Genomic DNA, 19,174 nt, shown 5'->3' with positions numbered 1-19,174 from the left:
TGAAGGCAAATGACGCCTCGGTTAATATCCGAGGCCCTTAAAATGCCCTTAACTCAGCCTGTGCGCAGGCCGGAGATAGATTATGCAGCCCGAGTTCCAAGTCCGGGAGGTCACCCGGTACATCATTACCCGTTACGATGGGAAGGCTATCAAGACGGTCGTCGAATGCCAGTCTCTGGCTGCGGCCAACGAGCTCAAGAATGCTCTTGTGCAGCAGGCCGAATCTATGTCCCATTCTCAACCCCCAGACGATTTTGATCTCTATCACGCAAATCTCGGACTTTCCTACAACTCGCTTGCGAACAACGATGTTCGAACTTTCGGCCAATTGCGAGTGATGAGCAAGAAGCAACTAAGGGCCCTGAAGGGTATGGGGCCGACTAGGCTCACTCCAATTTTGGATTATCTGGCTAGGCATGGAATACATCTCTAGCAGACCTAACCCCTAACTCAAGCAACCTCGGCAATGCCGGGGTTTTTTTATGCCCGCAAGGCGGGCCAACCAGTCCCAAGGGGATAGCCACATGCCTTTTGACTTCGACCCGGCCGCCCACGGCCTGACCCTCGACGAAACCCAAACTGCCGCGCTGAAGGCGGCGCTCGGCGGAGAGGTACAGAAATTCCTGGACGTGGAGGTCTCGGGCCTCAAGTCCAAGCCAGGTGCAGGCGCTGACCGTCGGCCAGACGGCCTACATCGTGAACAATCTGCCATATGCGATTCCGCTGGAATACGGGCATTCAACCCAGGCCCCAGCCGGCATGGTCCGGGTCACCCTGGCCAACTTCCAGCACATCGTCGACGAAGCCATCAGGAACAACAGCGTATGAGCCATGCACGAGCCCGCCAGGCCATCGAGATCAAGCTGATGGCCTGGGCGACGGCGCGCCCGATTCGGGTCGCCAACTTCGAAGAGGGATTCGAGGCCGGGTCCGGCGAGACCTACCTTCGAGCCTACTTGCTGCCGGCCAGCACCACCTGCCGATACCTGGGCGGCGACGCCTACGAATACACCGGCGTCTACCAGATCAGCATCGTTTGCCCGGCAGGCCAGCCCCTGGGCGTTGCCGAATCACTGGTCGACGAGCTGAGCAGCCTGTTCCGGGTTGATACAGAGCTAAGCCGCAGCGGCTTCGAAGGCCTGCTCACCGAGCCACTGGAGCAGGGCCCGACCATCACCGAGTCGGCGACCTATACGGTCCCGACCAGCTTCACCTACCGCGGCGTCGCGGACCAGTAACCAAACTCGAGGTCATTTCCGTGGATCATGCCCCCACCACTCAGCCAGCAGAGATTGTGCCGCCGTTCTTGATCCAGGATGGTCAAGTGGTCATACGTGACGCCTTGATCGCATCGGTCGGCTTGCGTACAGAAACCCCGAAAGAGCGCATGGAGGCCGATATCAAGCGCCGATTTCTTGCGGGGCTCACGTTCAGTTGGAACGTCTGAGCCCGCTTCCACAGCCTGCCGCGTGCGGGCTTTTTCGTTTATACCCAAGAGGAAAATCCCATGGCCGCACGCTTCCCGCTGCCGAACGGCTCTGTACTGGAAATCGCCAGCGTACTCGCCGCTGCCGTCGCCTTCACTGCCCTGACCAACGCTGCTCCTCCCGTGGCCACCGCTGCGGGGCACAACATCAAGAACGGCGACGTCCTGGTTGTCAGCTCCGGCTGGTCGCTTATCAACGACCGCGCTGTCCGCGCAGCCAGTGTTGCCACTGACAAGTTCTCGATGGCCGGCCTGAACACCACCAACGCCGACAAGTACACCGCCGGCGCAGGTGTGGGCTCTGTGATCCCGGTGAGCAACTGGGCGCAGATCTCCAAGGTGACTGCCTTTACCTCTTCCGGCGGCGAGCAGCAGTACCTCACCGTCGGGTACCTGGAGGACGATGATGATCGCCAGTTCCCCACCAATCGCAACCCCATCACCTTGTCGATCACTGTCGAGGATCAACCAGCGGCTGCCTACGTGGGCCTGGTCGAAGCCTACGGCGACAGCAAAGAGCTGACGGTCGTCCGCCTCAAGCTGCCCAACGGCGACCAGATCCTCTATCCGGGCTACGTGAGCATCACCACCACTCCGACCATGGAGCGCAACAACCTGATGACCCGAACCATCAGCATCGCGCTCTCGGGCCGTCCGGTTCGCTACCTGGCTGCTGCCTAAGGAAACCTCATGGCGAAGATCAAAATCGCGCAGAACCCGACCTTTACTGCCGAGGTGCAGGTGCCTCGAATCGGTGGAGAGTCGGTGCCGGTGGAATTCGAGTTCCGCTACATGGACCGGGTGACGCTGGCTGGCATGTTTGATCGCTGGAACAAGGCGCGCGACGCCTGGGCAGAGAAGGCCAAGGCCGACAACGCCACTTGGGAAGAGGTGACCGCCGGCGAGATCGCTCTGCAGGCTGAGCAACTGGGCGAAATCGTTACCGGGTGGGACTTGGAGGACAAGTTCAGCCAGAAAGCGATCCTTGAGCTGGCGCGTACCTGTACGGGGGCGCCAAAGGCCGTCATCGACGCCTTCCAGGCTGCCTACAGCCCGGCCCGCTTGGGAAACTAAGGGCGGCCGCCCGGGCGTGCTATGAGCAGGGTCCCTCTGCCGAGCAGTTGGCGGCTCTAGGCCTGACCCCGGCTGACATTGCGGAAGATGAAGTAGAGGTGTGGCCAGATGCCTGGCCTGCCTTCCGCCTGTTCGACGCAATGGGCACGCAATGGCGAGTCGGCCCTGGCGGCCCGTCCGGGCTGGATTACACGGCCGTCCCCACCACGGCCTCGATGCTGGGCATCAAGCGCCGCGACCTTCCCGATATTTTTCCCGATCTCCGCGTGATGGAAGTCGAGGCCCTGGCCGTCATGGCCGAATCCATGGAGTAGATCATGACCACCATTGCTTCCCTCGGTCTTCAGATCGATTCCGGTGATGCTGTTGAGGCCAAGGATAACCTCGACCAACTGACGGACGCCGGCAAGCGCAGCGAAGAGTCGGCTGGGCGAACCGGACGCGCGTGGGAGACTGCGCTGGGCAGCCTGCAGGGTGACACCCGGCAGATCGTGCAGGAGCTGCAATCGCTCAACGCCAAGCAGACCGAACTCGCGCAGCAGATGGCTACCGTGGGCCGCGCCGTTACCAGCGCATCCACGGCATTCAGCAGCGCCGCAGCGAACATGGGCTTATTCCGGGCTGAGGCCGCGCAGGCCGGGCAAGTCCAGCAGGCGCTGACTACTGCCACGGATGCCGGTGCCCAGGCTGGGCGTCGTGCCGCTGAGTCCGCTGACGAGCAACAGGCTAGGATTCTGGCCGTGGCCAAAGCCTCTTTGGAGGCGAGCCAGTATATTCAGACGCTCAATCGGGCCACTGAACAGAGTGTGGAGGTCACCGCCCAGGCGAACGCCGTACTCTCAGATAGCGCCAGCCGTCAGGCGGCCATCAACAGCCGCGCCCAGGCCCTTATCGCAACGGAAGAGCGTCAGGCGGAGGCGGCGAGGAAGGCGGCCGGGGCCCACCGGGAGGAAGGGCAGGCACTGGACGAACTGCTGGGCAAGATTGATCCGACTGTCGCGGCATTGGGTCGGCTGGATCAGATGGAGCAGAAGCTCAAGGGCTACCGCGCCAGCGGCGCGCTGGATGCCGAGACCTTCGGTGAGTACCAGACAAAGATCGACCAGGCCCGAACTGCACTTGGAGGTGCAGACGCAGCGCTGAACAAAACCGGTATGTCGGCCAAGGCCACGGCGGCGGCGCTACGCAATGTGCCAGCTCAGTTCACCGACATCGTGGTATCGCTTCAGGGAGGGCAGGCACCGCTCACCGTGCTGCTGCAGCAGGGCGGGCAGCTCAAGGACATGTTCGGCGGCGTAGGGCCTGCTGTGAAAGCGCTCGGCGGGTACGTCCTCGGCCTGGTCAACCCCTTCACAGTCGCAGCTGCCGCTGTAGGCGTACTGGGTTACGCCTATTACAAGGGGAGCGAGGAAGCGGTCGGCTTCCAAAAGGCTCTCATCACCTCCGGCAATGCTGCAGGCACCACTGCTGATCGCCTGTCTGGAATGGCTGCCCAGGTGTCGGCCACCGTCGGCACCACCGGCGCCGCAGCGGAAGTGCTGACCCAGTTAGCCGGTAGCGGGAAGGTTGCCGCCGGCAGCTTCGTCGAGATCACCGAGGCTGCGCTTGAATGGCGCGATGCTACAGGCCGCGCAGTGGAAGAGACCGTCGCCGAGTTCGTGAAGATCGGCAAGGATCCGGTCGCAGCAGCCAAGGATCTGAACGAGCAGTACAACTTCCTGACCGCCTCGACGTACTCGCAGATCGTAGCTTTGAAGGAGCAGGGTGACACCATCGGAGCAGCCAAGCTGCTCACCGATACGTACGCTGACACCATCAAGGAGCGTTCAGGTCAAATCACGGATAATCTTGGCCTGATAGAGAAGGCGTGGAAGGGAATTAAGGCCGCAGCGGCTGGAGCGCTCGACGCAACGTACAGCGTTGGCAGAGAAGTGACACTGGCGCAGCAAATCGAGGCGCTAGAACGCAAACTAGCGGATCCTCAATCCTATAGCGCCATTCCGATTATCGGGGAGGACAATCCGAACCTGATGGAGCGCGGCAGCACCCGCGAGGAAGACGAAAGCCGGCTACGGACCTTGCAGCTCTACCGTAAGGAGCAGGAAGGCATTGCAAGGTCGAAAGCGGATGAGGCACGCAGTCAGCAGGCGGCAATTGTCGCGATGGGCAAAGTCGACGCGCTGGAAAAGTCGGCATGGACGAACGCCGAGAAGCGTGCCGAAAAGCTCAAGGAATACAGGAAGTCGCTCGATGACATCAGGGAAAAAAATCCCAACGATGAGCGGTTGAAGCCGGAGCGAATCGCGCGGGTCGAAGCTGACATCGCCAAGCAGTTCAAGGATCCGGCCGGCCGGTCCAAGCCGCTTGACCTCTCCGGATTCAACGACCAGAAGAATGCCCTGGGCGCCATCCTCGCGGAGTACAAGAATCACCAGAAGGAGCTTGATGCGGCGCAGAAGGCCGGCCTGATCTCTCAGGAATCGTACGCCGCCCAGCGCGCTGCGATCATCGAGCAGCAGAAGGCAGAGGTCACCAACGCCTACGAGGCTGAGATCAAAGCCTTGGAGCAGGCCAAAGGGCGTAGCAGCACCAGCGCTCAGCAGCGAATCCAGCTTGACCAGAAGATCGCCGATGCCCGCGCTGCGATGGTCAAGGCACAGAAGGATGCCGATACCGAACTGTCGGTGCTTGCCACAAACGAGCAGGGCCGGCTCGCTAAGCAGGCTAGGGCAGTGCAGACCTACACCGACGCGCTCGGCCAGCAGGTCACAGCGCTAAGGCTGCAGGGACAGCGCTCCGCAGACGGGCTTGGACTGGGTGATCGTCAGCGCGGCTTGCAGGATCAGCAGTACGGAATCACTGATCGCATCAACCAACAGCGCCTGGACCTGGCCAACCAGTACGGCGACGGCTCCCGCGGCATGAGCCTTGATGAGTACAGCCAGAAGCTGGCGGCCCTGAACAAAACCGAGAAGGACCTGCAGGAAACCACCATCGCCAACTACGACCAGATGACAGCTGCCCAGGGCGACTGGCGCAAAGGTGCATCGTCTGCCTTCCAAAATTACTTGGAGCAGGCTCGGGATGTTGCCGGGCAGACGCGATCCTTGTTCACCAATGCATTCAGCTCGATGGAAGATGCGGTCGTCAACTTCGCCATGACTGGCAAGTTCTCGTTCGCAGACTTCACCAAGTCGATCCTTGCTGACATGGTCCGGATCGAGACCCAGCGTGCTGCCTCTGGGCTGCTTGGCAGCCTGGTGAGCTGGGGCGCCACTGCGGCATCCGCCTATTTTGGCGGCGGTGGGGGTAATGGCATGGAGGCCGGCTCGGCGGGCGCGGTTTCCTCAAATCTGGGTGCATCGCAGGCAGGCTACAGCAGCACCTACTTCCCTCAAGCTCTTGGCGGCGCCTGGTCGAACGGCGTGCAGCTGTTTGCAAATGGCGGCGCCTTCACCAACTCGATTGTGAGTAAGCCCACGGCGTTCGGCATGGCCGGCGGCAGGATGGGCGTGATGGGAGAGGCAGGCGATGAGGCCGTCATGCCTTTGACCAGGACTGCAGGTGGTCAGCTTGGGGTAAGGGCGGTAGGCGGTGGAGCTACCTCCATTACTCTATCCGCCCCTGTGAGCCTGGTCATGCAGGACAGGAGCAACGAAGGCATGCAGCTCGATCAAACGCTGCTTCAGCAGAACATGCAAAAGCAAATGCAAATGGCTGCCGAGAGGGCGGTGGCCGACTCATGGCGCCCAGGTGGTGTCAGCCATCGAAACACCAGCGGGAGACGGTGATGGCCATTGAGAAATTCAGCTGGCCAACCCAGCGCGGTGAAACCCCCGAGATCAGCTATCGCACCCGCGAATCCCGGTTTGGGGGCGGGTATCGGCAGGTGGTCGGCGACGGGCCCAACAACAAGGAAGACAGCTACCCCATCACCGTCACCGGCACGAAGGCCCAAGTACGCAAAGTCATGGAGTTTTTCGACAGGCACGGCGGGGCTAAGGCTTTTCTGTGGACCACGCCGCTCGGGGATCTTGGCTTATTCACCTGCAAAGACCCCAAGCCTACCCCGGTGGGTGGTGGACGTTTCAAAGTGACCGCCACCCTCGAGCGGGCTTTTCACCCATAAGGAACCAGCATGTCACTGATCAAGGACATCCAGACCCTGGAGCCTGGCAGCGAGGTGCTGCTGTTCGAGCTCGACGGTTCGGACTTCGGCGCCGACACCCTGCGCTTCCATGGCCACGCCATTCCCCATTCACCCGAGGAGTTGCGAGCAGCCGGCGCCAATGCCGAGCAACTGCAGGCCAAGTCCATCTGGTGGCAAGGCAACGAGTACAGCGCCTGGCCAGTGCAGATTGAAGGCATCGAGGCGAACTCCGACGGCACTGCGGTGCGGCCGACGTTCAGCGTGGGCAACGTCAATGGCCGGATCACCGCGCTGTGCTTGGCCTTCGACAACTTGCTTGAGTTCAAGCTGACCATGCGGCACACCTTCGCCGAGTACTTGGACGCTGCGAATTTTCCCGGCGGCAACTCTTCCGCAGATCCGGCGGAGGAGGCGATCGAAGTCTGGTATATCGACCAGAAGGTGTCTGAGAGTGGCACCACTGTAGCCTGGGAGCTTGCAAGCCCGGGCGATGTGGGCGGCGAAACGATTGGGCGTCAGATGACGCAGCTATGCCATTGGGCAATGACGGCAGGGTACCGAGGGCCAAACTGTGGCTACACCGGTCCCTACTATGACATGGATGGGAACCCGACCTCGGACCCGGCCAAGGACCAATGCAACGGCTGTCTGGATACCGGGTGCACCGTCCGGCATGGCCAGGGCAACGAACTTCCCTTCGGCGGCTTTCCTGCCGTCTCGCTGATCGCCCGGAGCTGACCATGCGCAAACACATACTCACCGCCGTGCAGGTGCACGCAGCGGCTGAATACCCGCGCGAGTGCTGCGGCCTGCTGCTGCAGGTTAGCCGTAGGCAGGTCTATCACCCGTGCACCAACGCGTCCAACGACCCGACTGAGGAATTCCGGATTGCACCAGAGCAGTACGCCGAGGCGGAAGATCGGGGCGAGGTGATTGGAATCGTTCACTCGCATCCCGACGCCACCAGCAGGCCGTCACCGCGCGACCTAGCCATGTGCGAGGCCACGGGCCTGCCCTGGTACATATTGTCTTGGCCGGAGGGTGATCTGCGCACGATCACGCCAACCGGCAGCACGCCGCTGCTTGGGAGGCCGTTCGTGCACGGCGCTTGGGACTGCTGGCAGGCCTGCGCCGATTGGTACAAGCGAGAATGGCGGCTGGAGTTTCCCGCTTACTCCCGGGAAGAGGGCTGGTGGGAAAAGGCCGACGGACCGAGCCTGTACGAGCAGGCCTATGAGGCCGCCGGTTTCTACCAAGTGAGCGAGCCGCAGCGTGGCGACTTGATCGTCATGGCGGTGGGGCGCACCGCCCATCCAAACCATGCTGGTATCTACCTTGGCGCTGATGCCCAGCTGCCGAATGAGGGCAGCCATGTGTTTGGACCGGGCCCATTCATGCTGCACCACTTGCTGGGGCGGCCATCAGAAATCATTGTGTTCGGCGGGCCCTGGCTCGATCGGATGCGCCTTGTGTTGCGTCATCGGGACGCGAAATGAAGCGGCTTCGCCGCAGGGGGATCATATGGCTCAGTCTCACGCAACAGGAAAGGACGGCACCACCATTAGCAACGCCCAGCTCGCGAAGAGTTTCATCGTCAGTGCCGAGCGCTTGACCTATTCGAAAGATAGGGAGCGGCGCCTGCCTGAGAAAGCCGACCTGATTGAGCGTCGGCTTCAACATATCGAGGAGGCGTTAAGGCTTGGAGTTACTTGAGCCCACTGAAGAACCTCGAAATGGCCTCAACATCAGGCTTGATAGGACCACCCGGATGACTGGCCGCTTTTTTGAGTGCGTATGAATGGGCTTCTGCTAGTGCCTCTGAACCATGCGTCTTGGCGATTTGGTCGGCGAGGCCAGACAGGATGCACTCCAGAGTTAGCAACGTGGAGCCTGTGTAATTGAAGATTTCTTGAGTGTTGTTACTCATATGGGCCTCCTAGGTCATCATGCCCCAGTCCGTGGGCTTTCCCGCAACGGACCAGGGCGGGTCGTTGGGAGGCACAACGCTACTACGGCAGGGTGTCGGGCAGTTACTGGTGATGCGTCCAGGGTGGCTGGGTGGACAGGAGCGGATTCGCCAGAGGGCGCCAGGGCAGTTGGGCTGTGGTAAATTGCCAGCACCAACAATGACACTTGGAGTTATCATGTCTCAAGATGAGTTCTTCAAAAGCCACGTACCGCCCACCAGGACGCCTGCCGCGCCACAGGCTCCAGCTGCACCGTCAGAGCCACCGTCTCAGCAAAAGAGCTAATCAACATGGATAGAGCCGATGAACGCAGCCATTTTGAGGCGGTCGGCGATATCTGCTATGCCTCGAGATATTTTCACCTTCAGGCTCGCCTGTTTGGGAAGATTGATGGTCTTTTCAAGCTGGTGACTGTCGTTGCTGGCAGTTCAGCTTTTGCGGGCTTCCTCTCCAGCAGCCCCAAGCTTGCCGGGGTTGCGGCTCTTGTTACCGCAGTGATTACTGCACTGGATGTGGTCTGCTCTCCTGGGAGTAAGCGGTATGTCTGCTCCGATCTTTACAAGCGCTATACAGCACTTGAGCGGCGAGCCAAAACGTTGAGCCTGAACGAGCTGGACGCCAAGATTTGGAAGCTGCGCCAAATTGAAGCACCGGCCATCGAGGCCTTGCGTATCCCGGCCTACAACGATTCGGTAATAGAGCGTGGTATGACTTCACAAAAGCTTCCTACCACGTGGTGGCATGATCTTATGGCATGGGTAGCATAGCTTCATGCCTGACAAGCCCAGCCCCGCGCTGGGCTTCTCGCATCTTGCAGTCCGAAGCCTCCGATTTAGGTGATACAGTCTTCCCGAGATTGACATGGATGCCCTCAAAGTGACTACCGCAACTTCGACTGCTTGGGATGGCCCTGACCACATAGTCGTCAGCCAGGGCGAGCCAGACTCCAATGGCGTCATCTTGGTTGAAAGCTTTTCGCCTTTCGAGGAGCGATTTTTGCGCTTGCCGTATAAGAAAAGGCTAGATAGCGTTGATGGCATTGAGGCTTACAAGTTTTGCGCGACGATGCAAGCCAGGAACTCGCTTAGAGTGCTGCAGCAGCATGGGCGCCTGGAGTCACTGCCGCCGGAGAAGCTGCCGAAAATAGCAAAGCACTCCTGGCAGGGAATATGGATTCCAGTCACAAGGCTCCGAAGAGTTTTCTCTGTTGGGGCTACGATGGCGTCCGAGATCGGCCAAATTGATGCTGACGGTGGGGACTACCTTCGCTTTTTGCTCACAGTAAAGGCTATCGGGAGCCTGAGAATTCCGATAGCAGAGAAGCGCAGGCAGCTTTCCGAGGTCGAGCGCATGAGAGGTCAGGCAGGTACTTGTTTCAGTTTCTTCATTGGTAAATGCTACATGCCTCTCGAAGAAGTAATGAAGTCATGAAAATTGAGAGAGTTCACATGCGAGTTCTGATCGGGGTATTGGGGTTGGGGTTGCTGGCGGGATGTGTCTCGCCTGCGGACCTAGAGAAAAACGAGCCAACGATCGTTGCCGCCACTCCTAAAGACCCAAAGGCATACGCGCTTTGTGTTTTCCCAAAGTGGCAAGCGGCACGCGCTGACTCGGCAATGGTTGAAACCTCAGACGGTTACCGACTATGGGTTGCCCAGAGCAATATGACCGATGAGCTGCTTGATATCCGCAGATCGGGTTCGGGCAGCGCTGTGACGCTCAAGCAAAGGATGGCGTGGAGTCCAGGGCTCGGTAGAAGCGCTATTGAAAAAGCTGCCAGGGATTGCTTGTAGTTCCCAAGAACACAGCCGCCTTCGGGCGGCTTTTTTACGCCTGGAGGAATCATGCCGGCATCTGCTCAGCATCATGTAGACATTAAGCTCTCTGGATCATTGGCTCAGAAGTTTGGAAGGCGGCACTCGAAGGTTCTGGACACAGGGAAAGCTTGGGAGGCGTTCAAGGCTTTGAAGGTCACCATTCCTGGTTTTGAGGAAGAGGTTAAACGACTGGATCGCCTTGGGATGAGATTCGCCATATTCCGTAACGGGAAAAACGTGAGCGAGTCCGATTTCGATAGAGGGGGGGTTCAGGAGCTGAGGATCGTCCCAGTCGTACAGGGCGGAAAGCGTGCCGGGCTGCTCCAAACAATCATCGGCGCCATTCTCATTGTGGTCTCGTTCATCCCCGGTTTTCAGGCGGCTGCAGCACCTGGTATTGCACTCGTTGCTGGCGGCGTAATCCAAATGCTCAGCCCCCAGGCCAAGGGCCTATCCCAAAGTGCGGCGCCGGAAAACCTACCGTCGTACGCCTTCGGCAGCGCCAAGAACACCACAGCAAGCGGCAACCCTGTCCCGATCTGCATCGGCGAACGACGCTGGGGTGGGGCGATCATCTCCGCCTCAATTGAGGCGCAGGACAAGGCATAGCGCCAAGCGAATGAATGCACCGCCATCTGGCGGTTTTTTTATGCCCGGAGGAAAGCATGGGCCCAGTAGATCACCTGGAAATTGTCGGCGCCAAGGGTGGCGAGAGCCAGCCAAAGCAGGCAGTAGAATCGCCGGACAGCTTGCGCTCGACGAACATCGCCAAGATCTTGCTGGCAGTGGGCGAAGGCGAATTCGATGGGGTGCCCACCGACCGGGACATTTACCTCGACAACACCCCGATCGCTGATGCCAGCGGCAATGTGAACTTCCCGGGTGTGAAATGGGAGTGGCGTCCGGGCTCCGTTGAGCAGAGTTACATCCAGGGCATCCCGTCGGTGGAGAACGAAACCTCCGTCAACGTTGAGCTGCGTAGCGATAACCCGTTCACGCGCGCCCTGAGCAACACCCAACTCTCGGCTATTCGCGTGCGCATGTCCTGGCCGCGCCTGGCCAAGCAGGAGAGTAACGGCGACACCAAGGGCTATCGCATCGAGTACGCAATCGATATCGCTACAGACGGTGGCGCTTATGCCGAAGCTCACTTGGGCGCTGTGGATGGCAAGTCCACCAATGGCTACCAGCGCTCGGTGCGCGTGAATCTGCCCAAGGCCACTTCTGGGTGGATGCTGCGCGTGCGCCGACTCACGCCGAACGCGAATAGCGGCACCGTGGCCGATACCATGACCGTGGCGGGCTACACCGAGATCATCGATCAGAAGATCCGGTACCCGAATACGGCCTTGCTGTACATCGAGTTTGATGCCCAGCAGTTCCAGAACATCCCGGCGGTGACGGTCAAGTGCAAGGCCAAGCGCTGGCCGGTACCGAGCACCTATGACCCGATCACCCGCACCTACAGCGGTGTGTGGGACGGCACGTTCAAGCTGGCCTGGACCAACAACCCCGCCTTCGTGACCTATGGCTTGTGCGTGGAAGACCGTTTCGGCCTGGGCAAGCGCATCAAGCCGTGGATGGTCGACAAGTGGGAGATGTACCGCATCGCCCAGTACTGCGACCAGCTTGTGCCGAACGGTGTGGGTGGCCAGGAGCCACGCTTCCTCTGCGACATGAACCTGCAAGGCCGTGCCGAGGCCTGGACGCTGCTACGTGACCTGTCTGCCATCTATCGCGGCATGGTCTATTGGGCGCATGGCTCGCTGTTCATGCAGGCGGACATGCCGCGTGCTCAGGATATCGACTACGTCTTCACCCGGTCGAACGTGATCGACGGTGAGTTCGTGTATGGCGGCGCCGAGCGCAGCACGCACTACAGCCGGGCCCTTGTCAGCTACGACAACCCGGCCAACAACTACGACACCGACGTCATTCCGGTGACCGACAACGCACTGCAGCGCCGGTACCGGGACCGCCCAATCGAGCTGTCCGCGATTGGCTGCACCCGGGCATCCGAGGCCCAGCGCCGTGGTAAGTGGGCGCTGCTGAGCAACAGCCAGGACCGCACCGTTACTTTCAAGACCGGCATGGAGGGTCGTATCCCGCTGCCTGGGTTCGTTATCCCAGTGGCGGACGAGTTGGTGGCAGGCCGGCCGAACGGCGGCCGTATTTCCTCTGCCGCTGGCCGCGTCGTGACGCTGGACCGTGACACCCCGATCAAGGCCGGCGACCGGCTGATCGTGAACCTGCCCAACGGTACCGCCCAGGCGCGGACCGTGCACTCCGTCGCGGGCCGGGCGGTGACCGTCACCACCGAGTACAGCTTGCAACCCGAACCTGAATTGCAGTGGGCGATCGACTACGACGACCTGGCGGTTCAGCTGTTCCGGGTGCTCAAGACCACCCGCACCCAGGAGGGCAACTACGAAATCACCGCGCTCGAGTTCAACCCGAGCAAGTTCGCCGCGATTGATACAGGAGCGAAGCTGGACGAGCGTCCGATCAGCGTCATTCCGGTGACCACCGTGGCGCCTCCGGCCAGCGTATCGCTGTCGTCTGGCCACATGATCGACCAGGGTATCGCGGTCAGCACCATGACCATCGCCTGGCCGGCAGTGGCGGGCGCCGTTGCCTACGATGTCGAGTGGCGCAAGGACAACGGCAACTGGATCCGCCTGCAGCGCACTGGTGCGGCATCTGTGGACGTGGTCGGTATCTACGCTGGCGCTTACCTAGCCCGCGTCCGTTCGGTCAGTGCCTTCGATATCACCTCGATCTGGAAAAGCTCGGACCTGACCCAGCTGAACGGCAAGGAAGGCTTGCCGCCGGCGGTCACCTTCCTGGCAACCGAGAGCTTGCTGTTCGGCATCGGCATCAAGTGGGGCATGCCTGCCGGCGCCGAAGACACCGAGCGTACCGAGCTGTGGTACAGCGAAGGCACCGACCTCGGTGCTGCAACCAAACTTGCCGACCTGGCCTACCCGCAGAGCGAGCACGTCATGCAGGGTCTGCGTGCGGGTCAGCGCTTCTTCTTCTGGGCGCGCCTGGTGGACCGGTCCGGCAACATTGGGCCGTTCTTCCCTGTGGCGCCGACTGTGGTCACCGGCAATGCCAGTGCCGATGCTGGCCCGATCCTCGAGCAGATCAAGGACCAGATCACCGAGAGCGAGCTGGGCAAGGAGCTCACCAGCAAGATCGAAAAGATCGCGCTTATCGATGGCAACGGCCCGGGCTCGGTTAACGAGCGGATCGGCACCGCCAAGACTGAGCTGGCCAAGCAGATCAGCGACGTGAACAACGCTCTTGGCACTGTGAAGGGCAATCTCGAGCAGCAAATTACTGCCGTGAGCGCGGACGTTTCGGCTGCCAAGACCGAGCTGCAGCAGCAGATCGCCAACGTCTCGGCCCTGGCCGGCTCTCTGCCATACCGCAAGGACAAGGCCTACAGCGTCGGCCAAAGCGCCCTAGGCAGCGATGGCAAGTTGTACCAGGCCCTGAAAGCGGTACCGCTGAACACGCCACCGCCGAACGCCACCTACTGGACCGATGTTGGCCAGGCGGTGGTGACTGCCAACGGTATGGCTGCGCGCGTTTCCAAGGTCGAGACCGATGTATCCACGCTGGATGGCAAGGTGACCGCCCAGGCGTCTCAGATCAGCGGGCTGCAATCGAGCCTGACCACCACTAATGGCAACGTCTCGGCTGCTCAGCAGGCTGCTCAGGATGCGGCCACGCTGGCGGGCGGGAAGGGCAAGGTCATCGTTCAGTCGGCAGCGCCTGCTGTCGCTGATCGTCTGGCGCAGAACTTGTGGATCGACACCACCGGCAATGCCAACACCCCGAAGCGCTGGACCGGCTCGGCTTGGGTTGCGGTGACGGACAAGGTGGCCACCGATGCAGCCGCTGCTGCCGCTGGTGCTCTCGCCCTGGCGCAGACCAAGGCCGACGCTTCTGTAGTCAGCAGCCTGACCACCCGCGTCAGCGATGCCGAGGGCAAACTGTCGTCGCAAGCCACCCGCATGGACGGGATGCAGACCAGCATCGACGGCAAGGCCAGCTCGCAGGCCTTGCAGCAGGTCACCAGCCGTGTGACCGCCACTGAGCAAAAGGACGCCACTCAGGATCAGCAGCTGACCTCGCAGAGCCAGGCCCTGACTTCGCTGACTGACAGTGTGAGCAAGAAGGCCGACGCCTCAACGGTCCAGGCCCTGAGCAACGAGGTGAAGACCCAGGGGCAGAACCAGACCGCCCAGGGCCAGGCACTGACCCGGATAGACACCAAGCTGCTGGCCAGCCAGGACAACTCGCCGACCAAGGTCTACCAGAGCGTGTTTTCGGACATGGCTCAGGATCAATGGGTGTCAACCAATTCGGGTGCCGGTTCCTCGGCCTCGTTCGGTACGCCCAACGGCATCACGCGGGGCGCGGCGTTGATCTTGGACGGCGGCTCCGGCAACCGGACTTGGTGGGGCGCTTCGACCCGCAAGATCCGCTTCGACCCGACGCGCCTCTACAAGCTGACCATTCGAGTGCAACAGGTCGCCATGGGTACCGGCTCGCCCGGCACCTACGCAGGCCTTGATTGCTACGCGGAAGACGGCAAAACCCGCGTCAGCACCCTGGGCACGGGCTCGGTCGGGTCCTCTCACTACGTTCTGCTGAGCAACAGGAAGCTCGGCCAAGGTGAATGGACTACCGCCGAGGTGTATGTGAAGGGGCATACAACTGGCTCGGAGGGCGGGGCAGCTGGTGCTGGGACGCTGGCAGACCCCAAGCGGCTCAAGGAAGGTGCTGCCTGGTTCTCGCCCATGATCATCGCCGGTTACTCGGACGTGGGCGGGCAGGTCGTTGTCGATTATTTCGACATCGAGGACGCCACCGAGCAGGCGCAGATCGACGCAGGCGCCACGGCCACGTCAGCCATTGGTGCGCGGGTTGAGCGAACGGAGCAGGGACTGAGCTCGCAATCCGGTGCCATCACCGTACTGATCAATACGCTGAATGCAACCAATCAGGAGGTGGCCAAGAAAGCCGAATCATCTGCAGTCCAGTCTCTTAATAACGTCGTATCACAGCAGGGCGCTGCGATCACCGCCAACGGCCAGGCCTTGACAGGCATCAATGCAAGCCTGAACAACTTGGGCGCCAGTGGCGTCAACCTGGTCCCTGCTGAGTACTGTGCGTTCACAAAAGACTTGCCGCCCATGTACTCCAACGGTGGCGTCAACGTCACTACAGTGGCTGATCCGCAAGCCCTCAAAGGCTATGCATTGCGGGCTGATAGTCGCGCCGTCGACTCTCACACCTTCGGTTTGAACACCGGTTTCAATGCGCCTGGTTGCAACATGGACTTCAAGCCAGGGAAATACCTGGTGTCCTTCTATGCCAGGACGGAGACGGCTGGCCATATGGTGGGGGCCTACGCCCGCGTGTTGCTCGCGGACGGGACATCTTTCAAGACGTCGAACGCGCCTACCTTCGCGTTGACGACCTCGTGGGCCAGGTACTCAGGGGTCATTGACCTCACAGACCCGGCCTACACCGGTACGCAGATGCAGTTGGCTATCCAGGGCAACCGCTCCGGGGTGGCCAACCGGGTCAGCTACTTCGACCGGTTCATGTTCGAAGCGGTGGTCAACGAGCAGAAGTCGCCGTCCACGTTCAGCATGGGCAACAGCTTCGACCAGGCCCAGGCGAACGCCCTGGCTAACACAGCCCTGACGGGTCGAGTGGAGCGGGCCGAAAGCGGGATGACCAGTGTTTCCGGTCAGCTGACCGAGCTGAACAACAGCATCGGCGATGTCGGCGCGGAGAACTTGGTCTTCAACCCATCGTTCGAACGGGTCGACCCGGGCACGCCAGGAATGGCGGACGGCTGGTGGTATGACGGCACCGGCAGTACGACTCGAGTCCCGAGTCTGGTGCCGTCCTCGCTGGCATCGGGCATGGCGCAGCGATTGGATGTGACCGGCCTGACGCCGTCTACTTGGGCCCGCTGCTACGTTAAGTCGCAGTTCCGGTTCAAGCCAGTGCCAGGCAAAACCTACACGGCATCGGTCTATATGCGTGGTTCGCCGGGTCTGCGTATCTTGCCTCAGGCCTATGGGACCAATGAGGCAGGTGCCGGTACCGAGAGCTGGGCAGGGGCCCGCACCGATGCAACAGACGGCTGGGTACGGCTGACCGTAACCTTCACGCCAGGAGCCGCTACGACCAAGATTTACGCAGCGGTCGTGGTGTACGGCGGTGGTTCGACCAGCAGCGGCTTCATAGAGGCCGACCGCTATCAAATCGAGGAGGGTATTCGGGCAACGGGCTGGCGGGACAATGGCCAGGTCAACAGCTTTGAGAGCTCGGCCTTGTCGTCCGCCGTGACTGGGCTGTCATCAACGGTCTCGCAACAGGGCTCGACCCTGTCGAGCGTCAGCAGCAGGACGACCAACCTGGAGAACGCTGTCAACAGCACCTCCAGCGGTTTGCCGTCCAAAGCCAGCACCAGCGCGCTCCAGTCCTTGACCGGTCGCGTGACAGCGGCGGAGGGCGGCTTGACCGCTGCCAATTCGAGCATTACGCGGATCGGCAGCCAGGTCGAGGCTATCGGCGGGTCAGGGTCAAACCTGATGCCAGCGGAGTACTCCACGTTCACTGACTCGCTACCGGTCTTCCGAAGCCAATCCGGCTTGGTGTTCAGTGCAGTGGCAGACGCTGCGGCGTACAGCGGCAGGCTGCTCAAGGTGGAGTCGAACACCGGTTCGGGCTGGACGTGGCTGGCAAATAGTCCCACCGACTACAACCTGCGCTTGGTAACCGGGCGTCAGTACATCGTCTCGTTCTGGGCCAAAGGCAGCGCGGTCCATAACGTGGCGGTCCGTATGCGCTTCCAGAACACCGCAGGCGGCGAAAGCGAGGTAGTCTTCGCCAACGTGAACGTGGGTCTGGAGCTGTCGCGGTACAGCGGAGTGTTCACGGCTCCTGCCGCGTTGGCTGGGCCTGCCTGTATGGTGCTGTTCACGCAGTCTGCAGGTAACTCCGGGTCTACGTGGTTCGACGGTTTCATGGTCGAGGAGAAGGTCGGGGAGTCGACGGCGCCCTCTGCTTTCACCCCTGGCACCTCAACGCGCCAGGCTGCTGGCCAGGCGCTTGCGGTATCGGCGCTGGATACCAAGGTCACACAGCAGGGTGCCAAGATCGAGTCGGAGGCCAAGCGCACGGACGGGCTGTACACGTCAGTGGGCAACGCCAATTCAGCGATTCAGGATGAAACGACTGCTCGCGCCACTGCCGACTCGGCGCTAAGCACGCGGATCAACACTGCCCAGGCGAAAGCCAATGAAGCGGCGGCGGCTGTTCAGAGTGAGGTTCAAGCGCGAGCCGATGCCGATGGCGCTCTGTCCAAACGTGTCGACACGGCCCAGGCAACGGCAGGTAACGCCAATGCTGCTGTCCAGCAGGTCGCTACAGCGCAGTCCGACATGAAAGGGATGCTCAACGCGCAGTACACCATGCGTGTGCAGATCAACAACCAGATGGGCGTGCACCATTGGGGCGGGTTTGGCATCGGCATCAACGAGCAAAACGGGGTGGTGCAATCGGCCTTCGTGGTCTATTCGGACCAGTTCGTGCTGCTCAACGCCAACGGGGGAGGGCTTTCGTCGCCATTCTCCGTGGTTGGCGGGCAGACGTTCATCTCCGACGCCTACATCCGGAACGCGAGTATTGGCACCGCCAAGATCGCCAACGGTGCCATTGCCAACGCCCAGATCCAAGACGCGGCCATCACCAACTCGAAGATCGGCAACCTGCAGGTGGACACGCTCAAGATCGGTAACGAGGCAGTTACCATCCCCCGGTACGCTGGCTATGCCCCTCGCTTCAACTGCAACGGAAGTTGGCAAACGCCACTGACCATCACGTTCTACATGCCTCAGCCTGGCATGGTTTACATCAACTACTGCGCAACGTTCCTATCGAACGGCACCCAGTTCTACCAGTACCGCCTGGTCCTGGATGGAAACATGATCGCTGAATCCGTCGCGAACTGGTCGGACAGCTCCATCACCCTGGCCTCTGGTCAGTACGTGGGAGCAGGCCAGCACACGGTCGATTTCTCGATCCTCGGCGCGGTAGGCGTGGTGCTCTCTTATCAGAACCTTATGGTGCAAGGAATCATGAGATGACCCAGTCACCCCCTGCCGGTGAGGTAGTGCTCTACAACGAGCGCGGAGAAATCCGTATGCGGGGCTATATGTCCCAGCTCGAGGCGGAGCTCAACGCGAAGCGAACAGGATTTTCCTATCTGTTCGCCCGGGCCAGCGAGCTCGAGCAGTTCGTCAGCGCGGGCAAGATCGTGCCTCGACCCAAGATGGCACTGCAGCTGGTTGGCATGACCCTCAAAGGCGTGCCCGCCAAAGCCGTGCTCAACATTGAGGGCGTGGAGTACACCGCCGACGGCAGCGACATCGAGCTGGGCTTCAGCCTGCCTGGCGAATATGAGGTTGTGATCGACCTGTGGCCTTACCAGAGCGAGGTATTGAGCGTTGAAAATCGAGCACAAAAGTGACCATGCCAAAGCCCGGGCCGCGGATTACCCAGCCATTGAGGAGCAGCTGGACATGCTTTGGCACGCTATGGACCAAGGGACAATGCCCAAGGCCGAGCCGTTCTATTCCACGATTCA

General features: G+C 61.0%; 17 protein-coding genes. 16 read left to right on the top strand and 1 reads right to left on the bottom strand.

From position 1 onward, the window contains the following. Positions 1-696 precede the first annotated feature (696 nt). The 11 genes from CRP40_RS22290 (at position 697) to CRP40_RS08125 (ending at position 8,423) form a co-directional block, all read left to right on the top strand. The gene (locus CRP40_RS22290; protein WP_256203847.1) at positions 697-828 is read left to right on the top strand and encodes a hypothetical protein; all 132 of its coding nucleotides are present in this window, start codon (positions 697-699) and stop codon (positions 826-828) included. Then, on the top strand, positions 825-1,238 hold the full coding sequence (locus CRP40_RS08170; protein ID WP_027916415.1) for a phage tail terminator-like protein: 414 nt from the start codon (positions 825-827) through the stop codon (positions 1,236-1,238). Before CRP40_RS22290 ends, CRP40_RS08170 begins: the two co-directional genes overlap by 4 nt. A 20-nt stretch (positions 1,239-1,258) precedes the next feature. Beyond that, positions 1,259-1,447 carry a hypothetical protein gene (locus tag CRP40_RS08165; protein WP_027916414.1) on the top strand — a complete coding sequence of 63 codons (189 nt, stop codon included), beginning with the start codon at positions 1,259-1,261 and terminating at the stop codon, positions 1,445-1,447. A gap of 60 nt (positions 1,448-1,507) precedes the next feature. Continuing rightward, positions 1,508-2,167 carry a phage tail protein gene (locus CRP40_RS08160; RefSeq protein ID WP_027916413.1) on the top strand — a complete coding sequence of 220 codons (660 nt, stop codon included), beginning with the start codon at positions 1,508-1,510 and terminating at the stop codon, positions 2,165-2,167. 9 nt (positions 2,168-2,176) lie between these two features. Further along, complete coding sequence (locus tag CRP40_RS08155; RefSeq protein WP_027916412.1) at positions 2,177-2,560, top strand: phage tail assembly chaperone; 384 nt, start codon at positions 2,177-2,179, stop codon at positions 2,558-2,560. A 62-nt stretch (positions 2,561-2,622) separates the two neighbouring features. Further along, positions 2,623-2,874, top strand: coding sequence for a DUF1799 domain-containing protein (locus CRP40_RS08150; protein ID WP_027916411.1), 252 nt, complete (start codon positions 2,623-2,625; stop codon positions 2,872-2,874). A 3-nt stretch (positions 2,875-2,877) separates the two neighbouring features. Beyond that, the gene (locus CRP40_RS08145; protein WP_027916410.1) at positions 2,878-6,351 is read left to right on the top strand and encodes a phage tail tape measure protein; all 3,474 of its coding nucleotides are present in this window, start codon (positions 2,878-2,880) and stop codon (positions 6,349-6,351) included. Next, complete coding sequence (locus CRP40_RS08140; protein ID WP_027916409.1) at positions 6,351-6,689, top strand: phage tail protein; 339 nt, start codon at positions 6,351-6,353, stop codon at positions 6,687-6,689. The genes CRP40_RS08145 and CRP40_RS08140 overlap by 1 nt, the downstream gene beginning before the upstream one ends. A gap of 9 nt (positions 6,690-6,698) precedes the next feature. Next, complete coding sequence (locus CRP40_RS08135; protein WP_027916408.1) at positions 6,699-7,448, top strand: phage minor tail protein L; 750 nt, start codon at positions 6,699-6,701, stop codon at positions 7,446-7,448. 2 nt (positions 7,449-7,450) lie between these two features. Beyond that, positions 7,451-8,206, top strand: coding sequence for a C40 family peptidase (locus tag CRP40_RS08130; RefSeq protein ID WP_027916407.1), 756 nt, complete (start codon positions 7,451-7,453; stop codon positions 8,204-8,206). Between the two features lie 25 nt (positions 8,207-8,231). Beyond that, on the top strand, positions 8,232-8,423 hold the full coding sequence (locus tag CRP40_RS08125) for a hypothetical protein (protein ID WP_027916406.1): 192 nt from the start codon (positions 8,232-8,234) through the stop codon (positions 8,421-8,423). Here the strand turns inward: CRP40_RS08125 and CRP40_RS08120 are convergent. After that, positions 8,416-8,637 carry a hypothetical protein gene (locus CRP40_RS08120; protein ID WP_027916405.1) on the bottom strand — a complete coding sequence of 74 codons (222 nt, stop codon included), beginning with the start codon at positions 8,635-8,637 and terminating at the stop codon, positions 8,416-8,418. The genes CRP40_RS08125 and CRP40_RS08120 overlap by 8 nt on opposite strands. A 330-nt stretch (positions 8,638-8,967) precedes the next feature. Here CRP40_RS08120 and CRP40_RS08115 point away from each other — a divergent pair, with 330 nt between their 5' ends. The 5 genes from CRP40_RS08115 to CRP40_RS08090 all read left to right on the top strand — a co-directional run bounded on the left by CRP40_RS08115 (position 8,968) and on the right by CRP40_RS08090 (position 19,057). Further along, the gene (locus tag CRP40_RS08115) at positions 8,968-9,444 is read left to right on the top strand and encodes a hypothetical protein (RefSeq protein ID WP_027916404.1); all 477 of its coding nucleotides are present in this window, start codon (positions 8,968-8,970) and stop codon (positions 9,442-9,444) included. A 94-nt stretch (positions 9,445-9,538) separates the two neighbouring features. Next, positions 9,539-10,108, top strand: a complete 570-nt coding sequence (locus CRP40_RS08110; protein ID WP_050587371.1) for a hypothetical protein — start codon at positions 9,539-9,541, stop codon at positions 10,106-10,108. A gap of 413 nt (positions 10,109-10,521) precedes the next feature. Next, positions 10,522-11,103: a tail assembly protein gene (locus CRP40_RS08100; RefSeq protein ID WP_027916402.1), complete on the top strand. Its 582-nt coding sequence runs from the start codon at positions 10,522-10,524 to the stop codon at positions 11,101-11,103. 56 nt (positions 11,104-11,159) lie between these two features. Further along, positions 11,160-18,674 carry a DUF1983 domain-containing protein gene (locus CRP40_RS22335; protein ID WP_033695186.1) on the top strand — a complete coding sequence of 2,505 codons (7,515 nt, stop codon included), beginning with the start codon at positions 11,160-11,162 and terminating at the stop codon, positions 18,672-18,674. Next, entirely contained in the window at positions 18,671-19,057 is a 387-nt protein-coding gene (locus CRP40_RS08090; protein WP_050587370.1) for a hypothetical protein, read from the top strand. Before CRP40_RS22335 ends, CRP40_RS08090 begins: the two co-directional genes overlap by 4 nt. The last annotated feature ends 117 nt before the right edge of the window (positions 19,058-19,174 follow it).

The organism is Pseudomonas sp. URMO17WK12:I9 (genome assembly GCF_900230165.1).
GTDB classification, from domain to species: Bacteria; Pseudomonadota; Gammaproteobacteria; order Pseudomonadales; family Pseudomonadaceae; genus Aquipseudomonas; species Aquipseudomonas fulva.
Note: the sequence above shows the minus strand (reverse complement) of the source record. Positions and strands in the feature narration are given on the sequence as shown.

What these genes read in the sequence shown, in the direction of transcription:
- CRP40_RS08170 (WP_027916415.1), top strand. Translation starts at nt 825, where the DNA reads ATGAGCCATGCACGAGCCCGCCAGGCCATCGAGATCAAGCTGATGGCC.
- CRP40_RS08160 (WP_027916413.1), top strand. Translation starts at nt 1,508, where the DNA reads ATGGCCGCACGCTTCCCGCTGCCGAACGGCTCTGTACTGGAAATCGCC.
- CRP40_RS08155 (WP_027916412.1), top strand. Translation starts at nt 2,177, where the DNA reads ATGGCGAAGATCAAAATCGCGCAGAACCCGACCTTTACTGCCGAGGTG.
- CRP40_RS08145 (WP_027916410.1), top strand. Translation starts at nt 2,878, where the DNA reads ATGACCACCATTGCTTCCCTCGGTCTTCAGATCGATTCCGGTGATGCT.
- CRP40_RS08140 (WP_027916409.1), top strand. Translation starts at nt 6,351, where the DNA reads ATGGCCATTGAGAAATTCAGCTGGCCAACCCAGCGCGGTGAAACCCCC.
- CRP40_RS08135 (WP_027916408.1), top strand. Translation starts at nt 6,699, where the DNA reads ATGTCACTGATCAAGGACATCCAGACCCTGGAGCCTGGCAGCGAGGTG.
- CRP40_RS08130 (WP_027916407.1), top strand. Translation starts at nt 7,451, where the DNA reads ATGCGCAAACACATACTCACCGCCGTGCAGGTGCACGCAGCGGCTGAA.
- CRP40_RS08125 (WP_027916406.1), top strand. Translation starts at nt 8,232, where the DNA reads ATGGCTCAGTCTCACGCAACAGGAAAGGACGGCACCACCATTAGCAAC.
- CRP40_RS08120 (WP_027916405.1), bottom strand. Translation starts at nt 8,637, where the DNA reads ATGAGTAACAACACTCAAGAAATCTTCAATTACACAGGCTCCACGTTG.
- CRP40_RS08115 (WP_027916404.1), top strand. Translation starts at nt 8,968, where the DNA reads ATGGATAGAGCCGATGAACGCAGCCATTTTGAGGCGGTCGGCGATATC.
- CRP40_RS08110 (WP_050587371.1), top strand. Translation starts at nt 9,539, where the DNA reads ATGGATGCCCTCAAAGTGACTACCGCAACTTCGACTGCTTGGGATGGC.
- CRP40_RS08100 (WP_027916402.1), top strand. Translation starts at nt 10,522, where the DNA reads ATGCCGGCATCTGCTCAGCATCATGTAGACATTAAGCTCTCTGGATCA.
- CRP40_RS22335 (WP_033695186.1), top strand. Translation starts at nt 11,160, where the DNA reads ATGGGCCCAGTAGATCACCTGGAAATTGTCGGCGCCAAGGGTGGCGAG.
- CRP40_RS08090 (WP_050587370.1), top strand. Translation starts at nt 18,671, where the DNA reads ATGACCCAGTCACCCCCTGCCGGTGAGGTAGTGCTCTACAACGAGCGC.